Here is a 17814-nt window from a genome sequence, read left to right as displayed (position 1 = left end):
CCAAAATGGCGGGGTTTTTAGTTGCTAAAAGCATTGTTGTGAGTGTAATATCACAGGTTTTTATCCCTTGACATAAAATGTCATTATAAAGATAATAATTGTAACTTTGGAAGAGGGAGGAGAAAAAAAGCCGAAATCAGGTTTGATTTGAATGGCATCTGTAAGCGTAATAATTTCGGTTGTACCCTCACACAATTATCACTTTAAAGGAGTGTAGTTATGTACGATCAAATTGTAGATATTTTGTGCGCTATTAAAGAAGACCAACCGGAACTACGCCAATCCCTGTCCCCAGCAACGGAACTGAATAACGATATTGGTCTCGATTCTCTGCAAATGATCCAGTTTATGCTCAAAGTCGAGGATCAATTAAACGTAATTATTGACTATGACGAATTTGATTATGAACACCTCCAGTCGATCGACACGTTTATGACATTTCTGAAAAGCTGCCAGCCTCAAGAGCAATCATTGTACGTAGATGTCCAGAAGTGAAGCCGGGGTGACTCCAACGATTGTTATGGGGACGTTTGATCCGGAAACGCGATGGAGGGATCTGAATTTAGCGAAATTACCCGCTATGCCTGATAAGGATCGGGTATCCATTGTTTTATGTATGGACGAGCTGTTATTTCCATTTTGCGGACCAGACGCTATTCTCTACAGCCGCTGCAAAATCGATCCAGGACTGTATGAATATCTGAACGGGTTAGGTTTTTATTTTCGTAGCCGTCATCACTTTGATTTGAGCGATGCGGAGAGGTCCCTACCCGAACCGAACCTTTTCAAGCAGTGTATGTTCAGTCTTGCATTAGACGGTCAACAGCGTGAAGAGATATTAATTCACAACGTAAAACATCTCTCTCCTTATGCGATTACGGCTGATACGGAGGAGTACCTACATGCGGCCGGAATGTTGGGTTCTTTGCCGGATCATGAGACGGTTAAACGTGTAAACTCCAAATTCTATTCCAACCGACTCCTCTCCAGGATCGGAGAGAAGTGCTATGGCACGGAAGTGAACAGCGCACTAGAAGTGCAGGCTGTCGGAAATACGCTGCTGAAGCGAGGGGCATATTTACTTAAAGATCCATTCGGGGTTTCCGGCAAGGGCAACATGCTCATTGAAAATGAAGCCATGCAACGAAGGATAGCAGAGCACCTGGAAAAGCAGGAGAGAAGGGGATTGCGCTCGCAATTCCTGCTGGAACCTCTTCTGAGGAAAGAGACTGATTTCAGCTCACACTGGTTCATTCGAGAGAGTGGTGAGACCGATTTCATATCCGTTCAGCGCATGCTGAACCAACAGCAGAATTACGGCGGGTCCATCAGAGCGGATGAGGCTATGATCCTTTTACTGAGGAACGAGGGTTATTTTGACACGATGGAAAAGGCACTTCGGATATTGGCCGAGGACGGATATCACGGTTTCGTTTGCTTCGACTCCATGATTCTGGAGAGCGGGGATGTCGTACCCATTGTGGAGATTAACGCCCGCATGTCGATGGGTCTCATTAATGCTTATCTCGATAAAGGCTGGGAAACATACGGCCATACCGGTCTGCTTACCTTCTTGTCTCTTGGTCTACCTGAAGGCTTTGCGTTCGGAAGGCTGCTGGACGCTCTGCATATATCCGGTCTTCTATTCACAGGTCAAGGTGCGTACGGAATTGTTCCTCTTTCATCTAACACCGTAATGGTGAATGATATCCTGACCTCTAGACGTATAACTGAGGGAGTTCTGAGTAAGCGGGGCATGCCAAAGGGACGTCTTTATTTCTCGGTGGTGGGCCGTAATGACGAACATCGCAGTGAGCTGATTGTGAGCCTGAGGCAGGTACTCGCCGACTTGTCTATTAAAGTGTACAACTAAATCTGGAATGCGGAGGCTGCGCATGAATTCATCTTCGGTTACCCTGCTTGCGTCGGGCAATTCCCTTGGCGCATACATTCCGGCTATGCATCTGCACACGTACCTGCAAGGTAGAGGTGTCAGGACAGACGTTCACGTTCTGGAGAACCTGTACCATGAAGAAATCAGGCGCAAGATTCATGCCACCAAAAAAGCATTTCATGCCGATTTTTCTGTTGCCCTTATGGGTCATAAACTGGCCAAGCCTGTTGACGCCTCATTGAATGAGGCGGAAGTCCAGCTATTGTTGGACACCTGGATACGCGACGGTGTATGCCGCTTTGCTGTGTTTACCGGTTTTTGGCTCCCGATCCTGGAGCGTTACAAAACGATGGCGCAGACACCTCTGGATATTCAACTGATCCGGTTGGATGCATGCGATACACCATCGTTTAAGGTACACAAGTCCTTGTATCCCGACTACAATAACGTCTGGCTTTACGACGCTTCGAGGCTATCTCCAGACGGCTATATTGCTTCAGATGATATGGAACTCCTGCCTTACGCACAGCGTTCGGGACGCATTCTGATCCATGGCGGCGGCTGGGGGATCGGGACGTACACAGCAACGATCTCAGAGCTTCGTCAACGCGGTTACCCGTTGGATGTAATCGTGTATGATCCTTCCGAGGTGGAAGAGGACGATGGGAGCACACTCTACTTCGGAACAGATGCTTCATGGAACCCGTGGAGCAGAGATGCTCAGGGAAAGCATTCGTTTCCGCCAATGAACCGATATGTGCGTGAAGATGGCATTCTCCGGGCCATTCCGCTCCGAGATTACTCTGTTTACACGGACCTGATGCGTAATTGCGCTGCAATAATCAGCAAGCCGGGAGGAGCGTCACTGAACGACTCGCTGTCTTACGGGATCCCTTTTGTCATGTTAGAGCCGTTTGGCGAGCATGAGCTTCAGAATTCAAACTATTGGGAGTCCTGCGGTTTTGGTATCCGATTTGCGGAATGGAAATCCCTAGATTACTCGGGACAACATCTGGAGGAAATGTACAGACGTTTGTTGGAACAGCGATCAAAAATTATCCATTTGGGGAGGAAAACGCATGCAGCCGAAAACAGCAGTTACGTTTGACCAGCAGACATTCCAAAATATGAAAAGGACCCTCGTTCCCTTAGCAGAAACGGGAAGGAAGCGCCGGGAAGACCCGACATATGCCGCACCCGTGCCCTATGAGATCGGAATCAAGCTTAATAACGGTTGTAACCTGCGCTGCAAGCATTGTTTTGAATGGAACCCGGATGGTTTCCATCACGGCTTTGCCAGTGAAGTGAAGAGAGACGAGATTGAAATTCCCGTCGTGGAGAAACTATTGGCCGAAACGAGAGAACGCAAATCACGTGTATTCCTGTGGGGCGGAGAACCGCTATTCTACTCCAAGTTCGATGAACTGGCAGAACTGCTGGCTAAAGAAGATCGGCACACGACCATTTGTACGAACGCAATTCTCATTGAACAAAAGCTGGATTCCATTTTGAAAATGTCAAAGAATTTGGTCATGCTCGTCAGCCTGGAAGGTTTCGAGAAGGAGAATGACGCGATCCGGGGCAAAGGCACGTTCAAGAAAGTGATTCACGCCATACAGCTGCTGTTGGATCTGCAAAAGCAGGGCTTGTACAAAGGTAAAGTGTCCGTAGCTCTGACTGTAAATGACCAGATGGTCGACCAGCTTTATAACTTGATGGAATTCTTTGAAGAGATGGGCGTGGATTCCGTTTACTTCTGCTTCCCATGGTATATCCCTTCGGATACGGCTGAAAAAATGGACACCTACTTTGATGCCCACTTCCCGCACCTTGCCTCCCGCTTTGCAAGCGACCATAAGAACAGCTGGCACTCTTTCACGTTTCACATCTCGCCTGACCGTTTCGACACGTTAATCGAGGAATTTAAACGAGTCAATTCACGTGTGTGGAATGTACGTATCCGCTATCAGCCTGCGCTGGAGCCCGAAGAGGTAGAAGGATTTATTCGCGGTAGTGAAAAGCCGGCGATGAATCGGACCAAGTGTTTCTCGATTTCGAACCGGATGGATGTAATGCCAGACGGTAAAGTCAATCCATGCAAATTTTTTCCGGAATTCAGTGTCGGTAATTTGTACGAAGAAAGTGTGGCAGATATTTTCCACGGTGAGGATTTGCGAAAACAGCGGGAGATTCTGGCCTGTGGTCTGACACCGATTTGTTCGAAATGCGTGCTTCTGTATAACAACGGAGTTTAATCGCTTTAACTTTCAGCCGCCCAATAAGGGAAAACATGCAATCATTCAGGAGGAGCGGGGATGGACTTTATCCGTGTGCGGGAACTGCACAAATCGTTCGTATATTACCGGAAAGAAGCTGGACTCAAACATTCACTGAAAAACTTGTTTGCTCGCAAATCACTTGTGAAGGAAGCGGTTAAATCCGTTTCCTTTGATATCGGCCCCGGAGAGTGTGTTGGATTTCTGGGGCCAAACGGAGCAGGGAAAACCACAACGCTCAAAATGTTGTCAGGCATTCTATATCCTACAAGCGGAAAAGCCGACGTACTTGGCTTTGTACCTTGGGAGCGAAAGAACGAGTTCAAACGTCTTTTCTCCATTGTAATGGGCCAGAAAAATCAGCTTTGGTGGGATCTTCCCGCCAGTGACTCGATTTATTTGAACAAATGTATATATGACGTGGAGGATGAACTCTACCGTCGAAGTCTTGCCGAACTGTCGGAAATGCTTGATGTGCAAGATCTCCTGGATGTGCAGGTACGCAGGCTGTCCTTGGGTGAACGTATGAAAATGGAGCTGATCGCTGCTCTGATCCACCGACCGAAGCTGCTGTATCTCGACGAGCCGACGATTGGTCTGGATTTCCCCTCGCAGAAGAGGGTGCGGGAGTTTCTGAAATACTATAATGAGCAGTTTGGCGCGACAATCCTGTTGACGAGCCACTACATGAAGGATGTGGAGGACCTATGCAAGCGGACGATTATCATTAACGAAGGAAGTCTTCTGTATGACGGAGATCTTCACAAGATTAATGATCTGTTTGGTGAGCACAAAATTGTGAAATTGCGATTCTCGGAGCCAGTTGCCGAGCAGCGGTTGGTCAAATTCGGAAAAGTAATCAGCGCAGACGAATATAGCGTTGTTCTGGAGCTGCCCAAACATCGCTTAAAAGAAGTGTCGCGGGCTGTGCTCGATTCGTTCCCGATTGTTGACTGGACGATTGAGGACGTGCCGATCGAGGAGAGTATCTCCATGCTCTATCAAAAGGAATCCGTCGGATGAATGGACGCAAATTGTATACGGCTGTTTTTTCGATGGGTGTGCAGCAATCGATGGAATACCGATTTCACTTCTTTCTCGGTCTTCTCGGAGCCGCGTTTCCGATTCTTGTTCAGTATTTTATATGGACAGCGGTGTACCAACATTCTGGCGAAGCAGCGCTGTTCTCGTATTCATACAATCAAATTATATTGTATACCATCTTGGCGGGCTTGGTATCCAAGCTGATCGCTACCCAGTTCGAGCACCAGATTGTCGATGATATCAAAAACGGCGGTCTCAACAAGTATTTGATCAAACCAGTCAGCTACTTCGGGTATCGGCTAGTATCCTTTTTCGGACAGAAGGCGATTTATTACGGAGTTACAGCTGTGCTGCTCGTTGGAATTATCTGGCTCGCATCTGCCGGGGGCGTGCTTGAGTTCCAGGTCATACGGCTGATCCTCTTCGTCGTCACACTGTCTGGGGCACTTTTGCTCAATTTCTTAATCTCCTACTGCATCTGCGCAAGCGCTTTTTATCTGAATGAAATCTCTTACTTTTTCGTCATTACGAGTCTGCTCATCAATATTTTGAGTGGAGGCATGTTCCCGTTGGAGATTTTCGGGGATTCAATTGTGGAGGCACTTCAGTACACGCCATTTCCATATACTATTTATTTTCCAGTTAATGTCCTCAGCGGCAAAACGGAAATGGCGGCCATGTATCAGGGATTGCTCATCCAGTGCGGGTGGATACTCCTGTTCTTATGGCTATCCCGTCTTACGTGGCGGATATCCATGAAGAAATATTCGGCGGTTGGGGGGTAGCGGGCATTCCATATGTTTAGAACGATGAGAAAATACGCACATTTGTACGGCATGTTCATCAAAAATTGTCTCATTGCCCAGATGGAGTTTCGGGGCAATTTCATGATGAGCCTGCTGGTGGAATCCGTCTACCTGCTCGCCAAACTGTTATATGTGCTCGTCGTGTTCCGCACCGATCTTCACGTAGACGGCATACCGCCTGAAGGGCTGCTTTTATTTATAGGCATGCACACCGTGGTGACAGGAATTTACGTGGGGCTGTTTTTCACAAATTTCACGAAAATCCCGGAATATATTAAGGACGGCTCGCTTGATCTAATGCTAACGAAGCCGGTTTCTCTTCAATTTATGGCTTCCTTGCGTTATGTCGATCTGGCGCTGCCAATCCCTGATATTTTGGTTGGTTTCGTCATGATAGGTATTGGCTGGCATGCCATGGACATACCCCTGACATTTCTCCAGCTTGCCGGGTTTATGCTGCTGTTATTCGTCTCCGTTATCATCACATACTGTCTAATGATTATCCCTGCGTTGCTGTCATTTCGGTTCGTTCAGACGGGTTCTGCATCGGAGATCGCCCATTCCGCGTGGGATGCCAACAACTTTCCGATGGCGATATACCCGACTTGGGTCCGTCGAATCGGTACCTTTGTCATACCGCTGTTCCTGATTACCAATTTCGGACCGATGTTCCTGCTGGGACAGCTGAGCTGGCTCTATACAGTACTGGCGCTGGTCGGTTCACTTATACTTTTCACAGCTGTACGATTGCTCTGGAAACAGGCCGTGAAGGGATATAGTAGTGCAAGCAGTTAAGCGGATTCTCAACATGAGGTAGAGTAGCCGGGTAACGTCTCAGAACTCGGAAGGGGGAGGAAGAATGGATGCTGTTCAGCTACCCGTGTTAAACCCGCCGCTTAAAGGATTTCTGCGGTGGGCTTACACACTTTCAATTACCAGTGCACATGAGGAAACGATTCCTTGGTATTACAGCAATTTCATTCAGTTATCCTGCAAGAAAACCTTTCTGGAGGATGGCAGACAGTTTTATATTGATTTCTTCCGGGGCAAGCCCAACGAATTGAATTTCAACAATCCATTTCTACTGACATGCTCTGTGAATTATACGATTCTGGAGCATTTGGCGCGGGACGCTTGGCCTCAATTTTTCGCGGATCAGATTCGCAGCGGTTATTATTGCGTCGTGTTTTTGGATGAAGCTCAGCTACCGCCAGCGGCGGCCTATCAGAAAGAACCGTTTCCTCATCATCTTTTTTTATACGGTTTTGATTGGGACAAACGTGTTTTTGATGCTTCCATGTTCGATCATACAGGAGTTTACCGCAATTTGCAGATTTCGTTCACAGACTTCCAGGATGCTATCCATTCGATGAGACATCTGTTGAGAGAGGGGCTCACCGCAGATCACCACACGTATTTTTACAAATACGAGCCGCATTCCCCCTATCCTTTTGATCGAATCGTAGCGCTCGACCAGCTGCATGATTATCTGAACGGAGAGACCCATCTAAACCGCATTAATTACAATCCTGACGAAGAACAGGCTTTTGGCCTTGATGTCTATGACTATTTGCAGATGTATTATGATGCCGTAGAGAGCAATGATCCCCGGCTTGGTGAACGTAACGATGTGAGACATCTTCATGTACTCTGGGAGCACAAAAAAATGATGAGCGAGCGGATTGGCTACTTGGTCGATGAGGGGATCATCCCTTACGACGAACAACTTGTGAATGGTTATCAGGATATAGCTACAAGGGCAATGAAGTTAAGGGATCAATACATCCGACATGAAATACGTAAAGACAATGAAATATTTGCAAAGGTAAGGCTCCGATTGGAGCAATTTCGAAAGGAAGAGCCTGTTCTCCTGCAAAGACTGATTTCATTTCTCGAAGATTAAATAAAGAAGGCTGTTCCTCTGTGGGAACAGCCTTCTTTATTTATATTCATTGGCTACACGTAGTCATTGTAATCATGTAATGGCTTATTCAAACTTGAAATCATCATCCGTCAGGGGTTCCACATTCAGTGTGCGAATATAGCCGTTGCCTTTTTTAGAGAAAAAGTCATGCTGCTTCGTATGTGTACTGATTCCATTTAACACAATCGGGTTAACTTCCTCGTCTTCAAATAATGGCTCAAAACCGAGGTTCATCATCGCTTTGTTAGCGTTATAACGAAGGAAGGTTTCCACTTCTTCAGTCAAATGAATAGGTGTATATAATTCCTGCGTATATTGCAACTCATTTTGATGAAGACGCTGTATTAAATCAACCAAACTTTGGTACACATCATTCCGCTGCGTTTCATCAAAGCTCGCGTATATTTCCTGGGCCAACACACCCACATATACACCATGAATACTTTCATCCCGCAGAATCAGATCAATGATCTCACCACTGCAGGTGAGTTTACCTTGTCCAGCTAAATAGAGTGGATAGAAGAATCCGCTGTAAAACAAATAACTTTCCAAAAGTACGGAGGCGGCCATCGCCATATACAAATCTTTTGAAGTTTCAATGTTCATATAATACTGACGTATAACCGTCGCTTTGGTTTGCAGATATGGATTTTCTTCCACCCATTTAAATACACTGTCAATTTCTTCGGTTGATGCCAATGTGGTAAAAATACTGCTGTAGGATTTCGCATGAATCTGTTCCATCATCGCCATAAAGCTCAGTACAGCCTTGCGTTGCAGTCCATCCACATGCTCCATAATCTGCGGCATACCTACACCGCCCTGAATGGTATCCAGAAGGGTTAGGCCTCCCAAAACTTTCATATAAGCGTCTTTTTCTGTATCACTGAGCATGCCCCAGGTCTTTTTATCATCGGATAAAGGAATCTCGTCATCGGTCCAAAATTGCATAATATTCTGATTCCAGAACATGAGAGTGAAATCATCATCTGCCCGATTCCAGTTCACAGCTTGAATTGCCGGCATGTTATATCAAACTCCAATCGTAATACCCAAAAGGGAAATTTGTTTATATTGAGCAAGCAATGCATTCTTCCATCGTAAGCTTGTTGGTTCTTGTATAATACAGAGATTTCAACCCTTTATGAGCAGCATACAGGTAGCAGCGAGCTAATTCTCGAGTGGATACATCGCTGTTTACATGAAGAATTGTGGAGATTCCTTGGTCCACATGCGGCTGAATTTCCGCAATCAAATCGATCACTTTGAATTGATCCATCTGATACGCTGATTTGTAATAGAAGACGTTATCCTTTTGCAAATAGGGCATCGGATAATACGTGGTAGAATTGGCATAGGTTCGTGTCTCAATTTGTTCTACGATGGGCATTACACTGGATGTTGCATTTTGGATATAAGAGATGCTTGCTGTTGGAGCAATAGCCATGCGATAAGCATGATAGAGGCCATTTTCCATCACTTTAGATTTAAGTTGTTTCCAATCATCGGGCGAAGGAACATCAATTCCGTTAAACAATTGTTGTACTTTCGATGTGTTGGGACGGTAATCCGTGGTCAGATAACGATCAAAATATACACCAGTCGCATAGTCGGACTCATCAAATCCATGGAACCGTTGGCCGGTTTGCATTGCAAACTCCATACTTTTCTCCAGAGAATGATAATTCATGGTCATAAAGAAGGTACGTACAAAATCCTTGGCTTCCGAGCTCTCATAAGCAATTCTGTTTTTGGCTAAATAACCGTGCAGATTCATCGCACCCAAACCAACGGAATGCATTTCGGAATTGGCTTTGGCTACACCTGGAGCATTGGCAACATGCGTCATATCGCTAACGGAGGTCAGTGCGATCATTCCTTCATGAACGGATTCCTTGATCTTGCCGCTCTCCATAACATTAACAATATTGAGGGAGGCCAGGTTGCAGCTAATATCTTTGCGGATAATATCCGGTTGACCATAGTCTGTAATTTCAGAAGTCTCCTGAAGTTGGAAGATCTCTGTGCAGAGATTGGACATTTTGACTTGTCCTACGTTTTTTAAGGCATGTGCTTGATTGGCATTGGTTTTATTAATGATATAGGGATAGCCGGATTCAAGTTGAATCATCGCTATTTTGGTCAGCATATCCCGTGCACTCAACGATTTTTTCTTCTTCACACGGTCGTCAGCCAGCAAGGTATCATACATCACATCCAGATCCATATCATCCAAATGTGTTCCATACGCCTTATAGACACTATAAGGTGCGAAGAGATACAGGGGCTCATTATCTTGAGCCAGCTTATAAAAACGATTAGGGACAATAAGTCCGATAGAGAGAGTTTTCAGACGGATTTTCTCGTCCGCATTGATCTTTTTACTGTCCAGCAGTTCCATAACGTCCCAACCGAAAATATTATAATATGCTGCGCCAGAACCCTTCCGTTGACCCATCTGATCGGCGTAGGAGAAACCATCCTCCATCAGCTTGAGAACAGGCGTAATGCCTTTAGCAGCACCTTCGACACCTTTAATGACTTCTCCGCGAGCACGCAACTTCGACAGGTTGACAGCCACTCCACCACCGATTTTGGATAACTGCATACAAGTGTTCAGTACATAGTTTATGGAGTTCAGTGAATCATCCATTTCAAGCAGGAAGCAAGAAACCAGTTCACCGCGCCGACTTTTTCCCGCATTCAGAAAAGTGGGGGTCGCGGGTTGAAGACGCTGCTCCATCATAGAACGAGACAGCAAACAAGCCGTATCAAAATGTCCTTGACCCAGATGAAGTGCTACGGCTGCGACTCGATCCGCATATTGCTCAAGGTATGTTTTTCGGTCATATGTTCTCAACGCATAATCGGTGTAGAACTTGGACGCTGCCATATAGGAAGGAAACTTATACTGATAGCTGCGTGTAATTTCGAATACGGTTCTAACTTCGTCGGTTGTATAGGAAGCATAGAAATCCTCGTAATAATCATGATCAATCATGAATTGGACTTGTTCATCAATGTTGGCGAACGCCATACTTTTATCTTTGATTTCTTTCATAAACTCCTCTACAGCCTCTTGATCCTTATGTAACTGGAAGAAGCCATCAGAGTCGCGCTTTAATAGCATGTTATTCAATTCAATATGACGCAATGCGGCTCACCTCCTGTTCAAAATACTCCACATCTCTTTTGGAACCAGATAATTCAAATTTACTGATAACCGGGACGTTGTAAGAAGCAGATATCAGATCTGCACTTTTGGCAAAACGCTCACCCCAGTTACGGTTACCACTGGCGGCCACGCCAATCAGGTATTCAGAGTTTTTTTGCAAAAAAGAAGACACCTTATCAGGTATCTGTCCAAAACCTGTTGTATATGTCACAAGTACGTACGGTTCATCAATCGTCATTTGATTCTGAATCTGAACAGCCGGCAGTTGAAGCTTGGAAATAAACCTCTTAACATTCCCGGTTATCGAATCATACACAATTAGCACTATCATATCCTCCTTGACAAATGAAAGGTGATCAAAAACAAACACTATATATAGATTATATTCTTAATTTTATATCAATATATAGCTTTGTCAAATGCATTTCGGTATCGATTTTGTGAAAAACCTGATGAATGGGCTCTATTACTAGGTTTAAAAAATTTGGGGCTTAGTAGATATCCATATTCGAAGCCATGATAATTGGTGCATGTGAGAATTGGGATTGACATTGAGAATGGTTAAGGTTGCTGACGATGTCGTAACAGCCGTCACCGGCAAGAAATAGCCTAAACATAATCGTTCATACATTGTCTACAATTCGAAAGTAGATTATCAAAAGGCATGGCTCTATGGAGTCATGCCTTTTAAGTATGATGAAGGTATGCTGATTACATATCACAAAGAAGTGGAGGTAAACCATGAACGGGACCCTGCCGCAACATAGAATATTAATTGTAGATGATGATGAACGGGTCCGAAGACTTCTTCGAATGTATTTGGAGAAAGAACAATTTATCATCGAAGAGGCTTCGTTGGGCTGGCAAGCCTTAAGTAAGCTTCATCAGGAGTCGTATGCCATGATCATTCTGGATTGGATTCTTCCCGATGTTAAGGGAATTGAAATATGCCATTACCTGAGGACAAACTTCAGCATACCCGTCATGTTTCTGACAGCCAAGTCAGAAGAAGGGAATCGGCTTGAAGCTTTCAAAGCAGGGGCGGATGACTTTGTGATGAAACCATTCAGTCCGAGGGAAGTGGTGCTCCGTATCAAAACCATAATGGCTCGTTATACCGGTGTGGTTGAGCCTGCGCCAAAAGATCATTCAGCGAGCGAGGTGCTGATTTCCTCCATTTTAATCAATCCAGCGTCCCGAAGGGTCACAATAGAAGATGAGGAAATTCATATGACGCCCAAAGAATTTGATTTGCTTTATCATCTGGCGACACACTCGGAAATAGCTTTCTCCAGGCAGGACCTGCTGAGGATTGTTTGGAAAGTGGAGCATGAGGAAGATTTGGATTATCGAACTGTAGATACTCATGTGAAACGGCTGCGTGACAAACTATCCGAGCATGTGCCGAATCGGGAAGAGTTGATTCAAACCCTGTGGGGATTTGGTTATATTCTTCGTTTGCCTCACTGATTCTTATCTTGATATGTAGGAGGAGAATATGTCTTACAAACAAATCAAGTGGATGATTCTGCTCATTCCTACCTTGACCGTTGGACTCTGGGAATATGTACGACATCAGTTTTTGCTCCCCTATATATCAATGGATCTGGGCAACTGGCTGACGCCTGTCATTGTATATGTTGTGAGCATAACGTTGTTAACTCGGTTGTTTCTCATGTTGGAACGTATCCAAAAAGAGCTGGAGCATGAGCGTGAAGTCAAAGCCGCATTTGAATCTCGGGAAAAGATGGCCAAAGAACTTCATGATGGAATTGCGCAATCCCTTTTTTTATTATCGGTGAAAGTCGGACGTCTGGAGGAGCAAGCCAAGCAGGATCAACAGCTGGACGATTTGTATTCGATCAAAAAAACGGTTCATGAAGTCAATCGTTATGTGCGTCAGGCCATTGCAGATTTGCGTTATGATCTTAACGCTGATCAAGCCTTGACTATGAACGAATCGGTCACATGGATTGGTCAAATTCGAAGGGTTTCCAAAGATATCCCTGTCCGAATTGAACTGGACTGGAGCATCCCGGAGGATGCATTTACTGACAAAGAGAGAGTAGAACTGCTCGCTTGTATTCGGGAGGCTCTTTTTAATATTCAAAAGCATGCATCAGCATCCCAAGCATGGATTCAGGGAAAGGGACATAAGCAGTGCTGGAATATCACGATTCGAGATAATGGAAAAGGGTTTGAGATGAATCCTTTTGAACGAAAGGATCGATATGGATTAAAAATCATGCGAGAGCGGATGAATGAACTGAACTTTAATATGCAATTCCGAAGGGAAGAGGAGCATACCGTTGTCGAATTTTCAAAGGATGGTGAGATGCAATGAGCCATACTCGCGTACTTGTTGTGGACGATCACGCTCATGCGAGAGAAGCCATATGTGAAATTTTATCCATGGATCCCAGCTTCGAAGTGATTGGCGTCGTATCGGACGGTCAGCAGGCGATTGATTATACAGAACAGTGGCTTCCCGATCTGATCCTTATGGACATTCAGATGCCGATCCTGAACGGTCTTGAAGCAACACAACGGATCAAATTAGCCTTTCCTTATGTGAAGATTGTCATGATTACCGTCTCGGATGATGTACTCCACCTTTTGGAGGCGTTGAAGCGGGGAGCTCAGGGCTATCTTCTCAAAAACCTTGAACCGTCCATGTGGCTGGAATATCTTCATTCCATCGTTACAGAAGAAGCTCCTTTGAGCCGTGAGGTGGCTTATCAAATCCTGAAGGACGTCTCACTAACGGAGAAAAAGGAGCCTGATGTTCCATTAACCACAAGAGAAAAGGATATTCTCTATGGTGTGGCTGCAGGATGGACCAATAAAGAAATCGCTGCGAATTATACAATTTCAGAGTATACCGTCAAGAATCACTTGAAAAACATTTTGCAAAAACTGCAGGTTCAAAATCGTGTTCAGTTGACACGTTATGCACTGGAACAAGGGCTTATTACAGACCATAATCGTCTGTAATAAGCTTTTTTTACTATATCTAGGCGTTCTTTCTGTGTAGTAGGATGTCATTCTTTTTGCTTTTAACTCCAATGACCTCACAAATTGGACACAAAAATTCCAGTTCTATAGCCAGATTGAGCTATATGGTAAAAATTTGTTTTTATGTACACTATGGGCAGTGTGTTTCATGAAGGAGGTTACGATGTTGAACAAACGGATTGTCCTAGGAATATTACTCATTATGGGTATACTGGCGATCCTATTACCTTATCCGCTTGATGCTGCAAACGCTGCTTCTGGAACAAAAGACGCTATTCCACTCCAGCCACTCATTGATGGTTCTAAACCTGGTGAAGTGCTTGTACTTGAGCCTGGTACTTATGCTGGTCCCGTAAGTATAAACAAGAGTATATTCATTCGAGGAGACTCATCCGTAACAGTATTGAATACAGAAGCTGAGTCCACGATCACCATTCGTTCAGATGGAGTGACATTACAGGGGTTCACGATTCAGCACTTAACGAATGAACCCACTGCGGCGATTCAGGTTGAAGGAGATCGTGCAGAGATCAGGGACCTTGATATTCAGAGTCAAAGTTTCGGAATAGTGCTGCGGGGTTCCCGCGATGGGCTCGTACATAGCAATAATATTTCATGGGCTGGATCAGAATCGGCTTCCAGTGGTCAAAAAGGGAATGGCATTGACTTGTACAATTCCCATCGTAACACCATCGAAGAGAACCAAATTACGGGCATGCGGGATGGAATCTATTTGGAGAACAGTCGCAATCTTACGGTTAAGGGTAACACGCTGCTGCATACCAGGTACGGTATTCATTGTATGTATATCGATGGTTCTTCTGTTGTGGACAATGTGGGAGAGAACAACAGTACAGGGGCCATGGTGATGGGTGTCAAGAATACAGTTGTATCCGGAAATTCCTTTCGTAAACAGAGCGAAAATGTGCATTCACAAGGGATTTTATTGTATGACGTACAGCGATCCTCAATTCATAACAATGTTGTGGAAGGTAATCGTGTGGGCATGAACATTGCCGAATCCTCAGGAAATGAAATTCGTAGCAATGCAGTGCTTCGCAATTTCATTGGTATCCAGCTCGTTCTGGCAGAGGACAACCAGTTTACCAGAAACCAATTTGTTTCGAATGTGATTGAAGCTTCAGCGATGGACAGCCGGAACAATGAGATGAAGGAGAATTACTGGGATTCCTTTCAGGGTCTTGACCTGAACGATGATGGGATCAGTGAACTTTCCTATGAGATTAATCCTTTCTATGAGCAAGTGGTCAACCGGAATTCGGCTTATCAGCTTTTCTTTCAATCTCCAGGCATGCTCTTTATGAGCAGCTTGTTTACGGAAGGCAAGGAAGAGTGGACAACCGACAGATCACCGTTAATGAGCATGAAAGCGGAATCACTGACAACGGAAACAGGTGCACAAGCGGTGAAAGAGACGACTGAGGTTTGGATCATCGGATGTATCCTGCTGGGCATGGCAACTTTTATTATGATCTATATGGGGGGATTACGAAAATGAAAATGAGAGCGAAAACAAAAACAAGTTTGAAAGCAGTCATGGTGCTTCTCTTTGGGGTGCTGTTATTAACAGCTTGCGGAAAAAAATACGAGGCGATGCCCATTAATGAAGACGTGGATATCTGTGCCATTTGCAAAATGCAGGTGAAGGATGATGCCTATGCCACGCAGCTTACCACGAAAGACGGTAAAAATTATAAATTTGATGACATCGGTTGCATGCAGCAGTGGAAAGAAGAGAACGGAACAGAGAACATTGGGATGGATTTTGTTCGTGACTATAATGACAAGGAATGGATTGAATACAGCAAAGCTACTTATGTATACGATGCTTCACTGCGTACACCCATGGCCTATGGCATCCTGAATTTTAAGGATAAACAATCTGCCGAAGCTTTTGTTACTGAGCAGGGTGTGGGAACGATCATGACCGCTGAAGACCTCGCCTCCCACGACTGGAAACAAAACACAGAGATGATGGATATGATGGGTGAGCATGGCCATTCCGTAGAGGGAATGGGTGAAGGCATGCATGAAGGTACACATGAAGAGAGCGAATCCACGGAAGATTCAGGCCACAAGTAATGGCTAATAAAGATGGTGATCCATGATGGGAGATATGTTGCAAGTCGTTCGACGAGAAATGAAAATGGGGTTTCGCAATCCTTGGGCCTATTCATTTTTGATTCTTTTCTGCGTATTTAGCCTGAGTTTGCTGATCATTAACTCTCAGAATTTTATAGAAGGATACTCTGGCACGACAGGTTCCATGTTAAATCTTATTCTTTATCTTTTGCCGCTGATGACTCTCTTTCTGGGTTCGTTCTCGTTGACTTCTGAAAAGGAAGAGGGCAGCTGGCAGCTGTTGTCCACATACCCCATCGGCACGATGTCTTTTATCGTTGGAAAATATCTGGGTCTCTCGGTTGTATTAATGACTATAGTTACATTCGGATATGGATTGATGGGACTTCTTAGTGGATGGGTGGGCAGCCCTTTAGATGTGATGACGTACCTTTTGTTTCTGGTATTCTCCTGCGGACTGGTGCTGCTATTTCTGACGATTGCATTGTTCATCGGTTCGTTATCCAAAAATCGGTGGCAAGCGTTAACGATATCCGTATCCGTTTGGTTTTTCGCTGTGATCGGATGGCCGACGTTTCTAATCTCCGTACTGGGACTCATGCCTTATCAGTGGGTAAAACCCTTACTCACCGTTCTAACCGTTATCAATCCGGCTGAGCTGGTACGTTTGTTTGTTGTGATCAAACTTGGCGGCGGCTCCATACTGGGTCCTGAATATTATCAGTGGGTTGATTGGGTACAACCATCCAGCGGAAGCTGGATTTTTACGGGGATGTGCCTGCTGTGGATTGCATGTTCTATCGTAGCAGTCTACGGGATCTGGGAGAGGGGGCGTTCTCATGGATAACGTGGAAGCAGAGATTGTTGGACTGTGCAAATCCATCAAAAAACAACAGATTGTTGAAGATATATCCTTTCGCGTTTCTTCTGGTCATGTGCTTGCCTTATGTGGAGGAAATGGGGCCGGAAAGAGTACTGTGCTGCGTATGATGGCAGGTATTCTTCAACCTACCTCGGGTGAAATCATTGTAAACAAAATGCGCTGGTCCAAAGAACGAAAGCGGTATTCGGAACAGATCGGATATATGCCGGATGATTATCATTTCAATCAGGGTCTGACCGCAGAGGAAGTGCTCCGGTTCTGGGCGGCGCTAAGAAAGGTCCCCAAAGAGCGAGTATCGGAAGTGCTAACCCTGGTAGGCTTGGCCGAGCAAAAAAACAAGCGGGTCACGACCTTTTCCAAAGGCATGCGGCAGCGTGTGTTATTTGCCCAGGCTCTGTTGGCCAAGCCCCCGCTGCTAATCATGGATGAGCCGACGAATGGACTGGACCCCTTCTGGATGCAGGAATTTGCAAATCTCATTAAACAAATCAAGGAGGAGGGACATATGGTTGTGTTCTCCACCCATCAGCTTGAGATTGCAGATGATGTTGCAGATCATATTGTTTTTATGAACCATGGACGTAATGTGGGAGATGGCCCAACGGAGGACTTTCGTCAACAGTTTGGGTCACTTCATGCTGCTTTTCATCATAGTCTCGGCTTGAAATGAAGGTGAATCAATTGGGAAAAAAGA

At 45.1% G+C, this 17814-nt stretch carries 18 protein-coding genes; 15 read left to right on the top strand and 3 right to left on the bottom strand.

What is annotated here, in order from left to right; genetic code table 11:
* Positions 1 to 219 precede the first annotated feature (219 nt).
* The 8 genes from P364_RS0132115 to P364_RS0132080 all read left to right on the top strand — a co-directional run bounded on the left by P364_RS0132115 (position 220) and on the right by P364_RS0132080 (position 7923).
* The gene (locus tag P364_RS0132115; protein WP_024634102.1) at positions 220 to 495 is read left to right on the top strand and encodes a phosphopantetheine-binding protein; all 276 of its coding nucleotides are present in this window, start codon (positions 220 to 222) and stop codon (positions 493 to 495) included.
* Entirely contained in the window at positions 482 to 1873 is a 1392-nt protein-coding gene (locus P364_RS0132110; RefSeq protein WP_024634101.1) for a hypothetical protein, read from the top strand. The genes P364_RS0132115 and P364_RS0132110 overlap by 14 nt, the downstream gene beginning before the upstream one ends.
* A gap of 22 nt (positions 1874 to 1895) precedes the next feature.
* The gene (locus tag P364_RS0132105) at positions 1896 to 3002 is read left to right on the top strand and encodes a hypothetical protein (protein WP_024634100.1); all 1107 of its coding nucleotides are present in this window, start codon (positions 1896 to 1898) and stop codon (positions 3000 to 3002) included.
* The gene (locus tag P364_RS0132100) at positions 2974 to 4149 is read left to right on the top strand and encodes a radical SAM protein (RefSeq protein WP_024634099.1); all 1176 of its coding nucleotides are present in this window, start codon (positions 2974 to 2976) and stop codon (positions 4147 to 4149) included. The genes P364_RS0132105 and P364_RS0132100 overlap by 29 nt, the downstream gene beginning before the upstream one ends.
* A gap of 60 nt (positions 4150 to 4209) precedes the next feature.
* Positions 4210 to 5193 (top strand): ABC transporter ATP-binding protein, encoded by a 984-nt coding sequence (locus P364_RS0132095; protein ID WP_024634098.1) that lies wholly within the window; start codon positions 4210 to 4212, stop codon positions 5191 to 5193.
* Positions 5190 to 5999 carry an ABC transporter permease gene (locus P364_RS0132090; RefSeq protein ID WP_024634097.1) on the top strand — a complete coding sequence of 270 codons (810 nt, stop codon included), beginning with the start codon at positions 5190 to 5192 and terminating at the stop codon, positions 5997 to 5999. The genes P364_RS0132095 and P364_RS0132090 overlap by 4 nt, the downstream gene beginning before the upstream one ends.
* 12 nt (positions 6000 to 6011) lie before the next feature.
* On the top strand, positions 6012 to 6815 hold the full coding sequence (locus P364_RS0132085) for an ABC transporter permease (protein ID WP_024634096.1): 804 nt from the start codon (positions 6012 to 6014) through the stop codon (positions 6813 to 6815).
* A 64-nt stretch (positions 6816 to 6879) separates the two neighbouring features.
* Complete coding sequence (locus tag P364_RS0132080; protein ID WP_024634095.1) at positions 6880 to 7923, top strand: hypothetical protein; 1044 nt, start codon at positions 6880 to 6882, stop codon at positions 7921 to 7923.
* 84 nt (positions 7924 to 8007) lie between these two features.
* On the opposite strand, the gene nrdF is transcribed toward P364_RS0132080, so the two are convergent.
* From nrdF to nrdI, 3 genes are read right to left on the bottom strand one after another with little or no spacing between them, the layout of a single operon-like run.
* Positions 8008 to 8970, bottom strand: a complete 963-nt coding sequence (gene nrdF / locus P364_RS0132075) for a class 1b ribonucleoside-diphosphate reductase subunit beta (RefSeq protein ID WP_024634094.1) — start codon at positions 8968 to 8970, stop codon at positions 8008 to 8010.
* 43 nt (positions 8971 to 9013) lie between these two features.
* The gene (gene nrdE, locus P364_RS0132070; RefSeq protein WP_024634093.1) at positions 9014 to 11098 is read right to left on the bottom strand and encodes a class 1b ribonucleoside-diphosphate reductase subunit alpha; all 2085 of its coding nucleotides are present in this window, start codon (positions 11096 to 11098) and stop codon (positions 9014 to 9016) included.
* Positions 11085 to 11444 carry a class Ib ribonucleoside-diphosphate reductase assembly flavoprotein NrdI gene (gene nrdI / locus P364_RS0132065; protein ID WP_024634092.1) on the bottom strand — a complete coding sequence of 120 codons (360 nt, stop codon included), beginning with the start codon at positions 11442 to 11444 and terminating at the stop codon, positions 11085 to 11087. The genes nrdE and nrdI overlap by 14 nt, the downstream gene beginning before the upstream one ends.
* Before the next feature lie 416 nt (positions 11445 to 11860).
* On the opposite strand from nrdI, the gene P364_RS0132060 reads away from it, so the two are divergent.
* The 7 genes from P364_RS0132060 to ccmA all read left to right on the top strand — a co-directional run bounded on the left by P364_RS0132060 (position 11861) and on the right by ccmA (position 17790).
* Positions 11861 to 12589, top strand: a complete 729-nt coding sequence (locus P364_RS0132060; RefSeq protein WP_052016855.1) for a response regulator transcription factor — start codon at positions 11861 to 11863, stop codon at positions 12587 to 12589.
* 28 nt (positions 12590 to 12617) lie between these two features.
* Positions 12618 to 13463, top strand: coding sequence for a sensor histidine kinase (locus P364_RS0132055; RefSeq protein ID WP_024634090.1), 846 nt, complete (start codon positions 12618 to 12620; stop codon positions 13461 to 13463).
* Positions 13460 to 14113, top strand: coding sequence for a response regulator (locus P364_RS0132050; RefSeq protein ID WP_024634089.1), 654 nt, complete (start codon positions 13460 to 13462; stop codon positions 14111 to 14113). Before P364_RS0132055 ends, P364_RS0132050 begins: the two co-directional genes overlap by 4 nt.
* Positions 14114 to 14297: 184 nt before the next feature.
* Complete coding sequence (locus P364_RS0132045; protein ID WP_236642269.1) at positions 14298 to 15653, top strand: right-handed parallel beta-helix repeat-containing protein; 1356 nt, start codon at positions 14298 to 14300, stop codon at positions 15651 to 15653.
* Complete coding sequence (locus P364_RS0132040; protein WP_052016853.1) at positions 15650 to 16237, top strand: nitrous oxide reductase accessory protein NosL; 588 nt, start codon at positions 15650 to 15652, stop codon at positions 16235 to 16237. The genes P364_RS0132045 and P364_RS0132040 overlap by 4 nt, the downstream gene beginning before the upstream one ends.
* A 25-nt stretch (positions 16238 to 16262) precedes the next feature.
* Complete coding sequence (locus tag P364_RS0132035) at positions 16263 to 17084, top strand: ABC transporter permease (RefSeq protein ID WP_024634086.1); 822 nt, start codon at positions 16263 to 16265, stop codon at positions 17082 to 17084.
* Complete coding sequence (ccmA, locus tag P364_RS0132030; protein WP_024634085.1) at positions 17077 to 17790, top strand: heme ABC exporter ATP-binding protein CcmA; 714 nt, start codon at positions 17077 to 17079, stop codon at positions 17788 to 17790. Before P364_RS0132035 ends, ccmA begins: the two co-directional genes overlap by 8 nt.
* Positions 17791 to 17814: the final 24 nt, after the last annotated feature.

The sequence above is a fragment of the Paenibacillus sp. MAEPY2 genome (assembly GCF_000499205.1).
In the GTDB taxonomy this organism is placed as follows: Bacteria; Bacillota; Bacilli; order Paenibacillales; family Paenibacillaceae; genus Paenibacillus; species Paenibacillus vandeheii.
Note: the sequence above shows the minus strand (reverse complement) of the source record. Positions and strands in the feature narration are given on the sequence as shown.